The sequence below is a fragment of the Pseudothioclava arenosa genome, from assembly GCF_002358085.1.
In the GTDB taxonomy this organism is placed as follows: domain Bacteria; phylum Pseudomonadota; class Alphaproteobacteria; order Rhodobacterales; family Rhodobacteraceae; genus Pseudothioclava; species Pseudothioclava arenosa.
Window position 1 is genome coordinate 1 of record NZ_NTJD01000020.1, and the last position, 4,230, is coordinate 4,230.

3 protein-coding genes are annotated in these 4,230 nt (G+C 62.9%); all 3 read left to right on the top strand.

Annotation, left to right across the window (positions count from 1 at the left end):
• Positions 1–156: 156 nt before the first annotated feature.
• From CLN94_RS13750 to CLN94_RS14040, 3 genes are read left to right on the top strand one after another with little or no spacing between them, the layout of a single operon-like run.
• A complete protein-coding gene (locus CLN94_RS13750) occupies positions 157–537 on the top strand; it encodes an HAD family hydrolase (protein WP_096434588.1) in 381 nt (126 codons plus the stop codon).
• A gap of 30 nt (positions 538–567) precedes the next feature.
• Positions 568–2,178 (top strand): phosphotransferase, encoded by a 1,611-nt coding sequence (locus CLN94_RS13755; protein ID WP_096434590.1) that lies wholly within the window; start codon positions 568–570, stop codon positions 2,176–2,178.
• A complete protein-coding gene (locus tag CLN94_RS14040; RefSeq protein WP_179300320.1) occupies positions 2,175–4,184 on the top strand; it encodes a glycosyltransferase family 2 protein in 2,010 nt (669 codons plus the stop codon). The genes CLN94_RS13755 and CLN94_RS14040 overlap by 4 nt, the downstream gene beginning before the upstream one ends.
• The last annotated feature ends 46 nt before the right edge of the window (positions 4,185–4,230 follow it).

The window sequence follows — 4,230 nt, forward strand, 5'->3', positions numbered from 1 at the left end:
CCTCGCAGACCTCAACGCCGCAAACACTGACTTCAGTTGAGAAAGCAGAGGGGGCGCCGCTCAGCTTCAGGTGGTAGACGCGCCCGCGTGGGCTGCTTTATGCTGCGCGAAAACGGAGCAGGGCCCGCGCAGCTTGGGCAGCAAGGACAAAACCAGATGAAGCGCCTCGTCATCGACGTTGACGACACATTGACGATCAACGCCTCGGCGGAGAGTTACGACGCAAAGCACCCGCGCGCGGAGGTCGTGGCGAAACTGCGCGACTACAAGGCGGCGGGCTTCGAGATCGTCCTGTTCTCCAGTCGCAACATGCGCAGCTACGACGGCAATATCGGTCGGATCAATGTGGCGACGCTGCCGGTTCTGCTGGATTGGCTCAAGCGCCACGACATCCCGTTCGACGAGGTCCATGTCGGCAAGCCCTGGTGCGGGCATCAGGGCTTTTATGTTGACGACAAGGCGATCCGCCCCGATGAATTCGCGGCGATGAGCTATGACGAGATCCGTGCGCTGTTGAAGATCCCGGGCGATGCCTGAGGGGCGCGGCTGCATTCAAGGACCATTTCCATGCTGCTGATCCTGTCCTCTCGAATGGTAAGCGAAGAAATTGCGTTGCAATTCGGGGCCTTGCCACCTGCGATGCTGCCGCTTGGCGCCGGTCGCCTGTGGGAGCGGCAGATCGAACTCGCGATGGGGGAGCCGGTCTGGCTGACCCTGCCGGAAGATTACGAGATCGGGGAGTTCGATCGCGCCCGCCTTGCCGAAGCCCGTGTGAACATTCTGCGGCTTTCGGCTTCGCTCTCGATCACCGAGGCGATTGCCGCCGCGATCGACCATATCGCCCCGGAGGGCGCGATCCGCATTCTCTATGGCGATACATTGGTCTCTCTGCCCGACGACCAGCTGATGCTTTCGGATCGGGTCTGCGCCAAGGCGAGCCTCGCGAACTACCCCTGGGCCTTCGTCCGGGGTATGGAAAACGGCCGCCCGGTGTTCTCCAACGCCCCCCCGCGCCGGTTGGAAAATCGGAACGCCGTCTGTGGCTATTTTCACTTTGCCGATGCTCGGGTGTTTGCCGCGATCTGTCGTGAAAACGGCTTCATTGATGCCCTGAATACCTATGCCGAACGCGCCCCGTTGCAGATCCTCGAACCGGAGACGTGGCTCGATTTTGGTCACCTGTCACTCTACTTCCAGTCGAAACGCGACATGCTGATGGCGCGCAGCTTCAATGATGTGCAGGTCGAGGGTGATTTCCTGATCAAGCAATCGGGGCAGATCGCGAAAATGCGCGACGAGCGGCGCTGGTTTCAGGATCTACCGGAAACGCTGCGACTTCACACGCCACGCTTTGGCGGCAGCATCGAGCGCGATCATCGCGCGGGCTATGCGCTGGAGTACCTGTTCGCGCCGAGCCTCGCGGATCTGTTCGCCTTCGGGGAGCTGGGGCTTTCGAGCTGGCTCGAGATCTTCGAGGGCTGCGCGCAGCTTCTGGACAAATTCGATGCGATCCCGCCGGAACCGGCCGCCCCCGAGGCCTCAGCCGAGTATGCCGCGCTGTTCCATCAGGAGATGATCGAACGAAAGACCCGCCAACGTCTCGACAATTTTCTGACAACGGCGGGGCTCGATCGGGCGCAGGAGTTTCGGATCAACGGGCGGCAGCTTCCGAGCCTCGGGCGCGTCCTCGATGACTTCTTGCAGGCCGTGCCGCCGACGCGGCCCGCAGATATCCGGCTTTGGCATGGCGACCTGTTCTTCGGGAACATGTTCTATGATTTCGTTGCGCGGCGTGCCATGTGCATAGATCCGCGCGGGCAGCTCCCGGGGTTCGGATATGCGCGTTTCGGCGACCCGCGCTATGACATCGCCAAACTCGCCCACTCGGTTCTGGGAAAATACGACAAGACCATCCTCGGGCGCAGTCGTCTTGCCCGCCACGCCGCGCATGACTGGGAGCTTCGCTGCGCAGCGACGCCCCACGAGGCCGAAATCGAGCAGATCTTTTCTGAGACGCTGGTGACCGCGCGCGGGCTTTCGCGCTCCGAGATCGCGGCGATGACGGGGCTCTTGTTCCTGTCGATGCTGCCCTTGCATGGCGATGACCCGGAGCGGCAAAGCCACCTCTTGGCCGCGGGGCTGATATTCCATTCGAAACTGCAGGAGGCCGCGGCATGATCGTTCTTCCGATGGCGGGCATGAGCCGCCGCTTCACCGAGGCTGGATATGAGCGCCCCAAATACATGCTGCCCTTTCGCGGCAAGAGCCTGTTTCGGCACGTCATGGAAGGGTTCAAGGGCTATTTCGGGCGCGAAGACTTTCTGGTCATCTATCGCGACATTGCCGATACCCGCCGGTTTCTTGAGGAGGAAATCGCCGCGATTGGCCTGCCCCCGGGCAGCGTCCAACTGATCGAGCTTGACGGCCCCACGCGCGGGCAGGCCGAGACCGTCGCGCTTGGCCTGCGCAAAGCCGGAGTTGGCGCGCAGACGCCGCTTACGATCTTCAATATCGACACGATCCGGCCCGGGTTTTCCTATCCGGCGGCTTTCGATCTGGCGCAGATTGACGGTTATCTCGAAGTGTTCCCGGGTGAGGGCGAACATTGGTCCTTCGTGCGTCCCGACCCCGATGAGGCCGAGGCACAACGCGTCATCGAGGTGACCGAAAAGCGCCGCATCTCGAACCTCTGTTCGACCGGGCTCTATTATTTCCGCTGCGCCGGAACCTTTCTCGACCTGTTTGCCGAGATCGAGGCGCTTGACCCGAGCACGCTTGAGGGCGGCGAGTTTTACGTGGCCCCGATGTATCGCAAGCTGATCGAACGCGGCGGCGATGTGCGCTATGACAAGATCAACCCGCGCGATGTGCTGTTCAGCGGCACGCCCGCCGAATACGAGGCTTTGCTGCGCAAGACACCCAGCACGCGGCGGAACGCTTTGTGCATCAGCGGTCAGCTGCGCGGGCCGCGTTCGCGGCTGCAAGAGATCGCCGAACTCGCCGAACGCCTCGATGCGGATATCTACATCAGCAGCTGGAAAAAACGTGGCCGCAAGACGCTGGCCGGCGCGGCCGCGACCGGAAAGAAGGCGCGCGTTTTGGGGATGCCGGCGGCGCTCTATCTTCAGAGAGGCGCGCTTGACGACCTGTTCCCGGGTGTCGAGGCCCGCCTGTCTAGCCTTCCGGCGGAGGATGCCGAACCCGATCTGCGCGCGGCCTTTCCCGATGCGGTGATCGAGATCGAGGACGAAACCTTTGATCTCAGTTTTTCGACCGAGTTTCCCGACAAGAATTCGTTGCGCATGCTTTACAAGATCTGGCGCTGCAACCGGCTCAAACAGGGCGGCGAAAAGCTTCGGGGTTCAAAGTACGATCTGGTGCTGCGCGTTCGCCCCGACATTCTGCCCGAGATCGGGCCGGAGCAGGCTCCGTCAGCGGGGAGTGTCCTGATGCCCGAGTTTTCGGGCGATGGGCTCAACGATCAGTTCTGGTTCTGCGAATCGTCTGCTGATGACCGGCTGGCGGCTTTGTTCGGGCAGGCGGTTCTTGCGCCGGATCGAAAATGGAACTTCATCCACCGGGAGCTTCGCGATTGGGCCGATGGCCTCGGGCTACAGGTGACCGAGGCTGCGATTCCGACCCGCCTGGGCGATGGTTTCGACCCGGAAGAGCAGGATGCCGCGCGGCATATGATTGCCGAGGCGATCGAAGCCGGGGCGTTTCAGGCGGGCGGGAACCTTCCTGACGAAGTCGCAGCTCTCTTGCCGGGGCTTTTGCGCCTGAGCCCCTCCGAAAGCGCGCTCCCCGCCCTTGAGGACTTGCCGCCCGACCGGGCCGGGCCGGCCGAGATCGGGATCGGGTTGGTGGCGCTTGCCTATCACGATGCCCGGGCCCTCACGGACGCGGCGCGCTCCGAACTGGTCGCGTTGGCCCTTCTGGCCGCCACCCGCGATCACGGCCTGTCGCCGGCAACCGATCGGGAAGACCTGCGCCTCCGACGCCTTGAGCGCAACCTGAGGCCGCGGCTGCGTCAGGCGCCTGCAATTTCCGGCACACCACCGTCGCAACAGAAGCGCGCGGCAGAGGTCTTCGCAAAGCTCCTTGATCGCCTTTCCGAAATCTGTGGCCCGACCTTCGAGCGCGATCTTGCGCGTCTGGCAGAGCCGGTGCGCCGCAGCACCTGACCCTTCTCAACTGAAGTCAGTGTTTGCGGCGTTGAGGTCTGCGAGA

Bases quoted from the DNA above. Each gene is read 5' to 3' on its own strand.
- CLN94_RS13750 (WP_096434588.1), top strand. From the start codon at position 157: ATGAAGCGCCTCGTCATCGACGTTGACGACACATTGACGATCAACGCC.
- CLN94_RS13755 (WP_096434590.1), top strand. From the start codon at position 568: ATGCTGCTGATCCTGTCCTCTCGAATGGTAAGCGAAGAAATTGCGTTG.
- CLN94_RS14040 (WP_179300320.1), top strand. From the start codon at position 2,175: ATGATCGTTCTTCCGATGGCGGGCATGAGCCGCCGCTTCACCGAGGCT.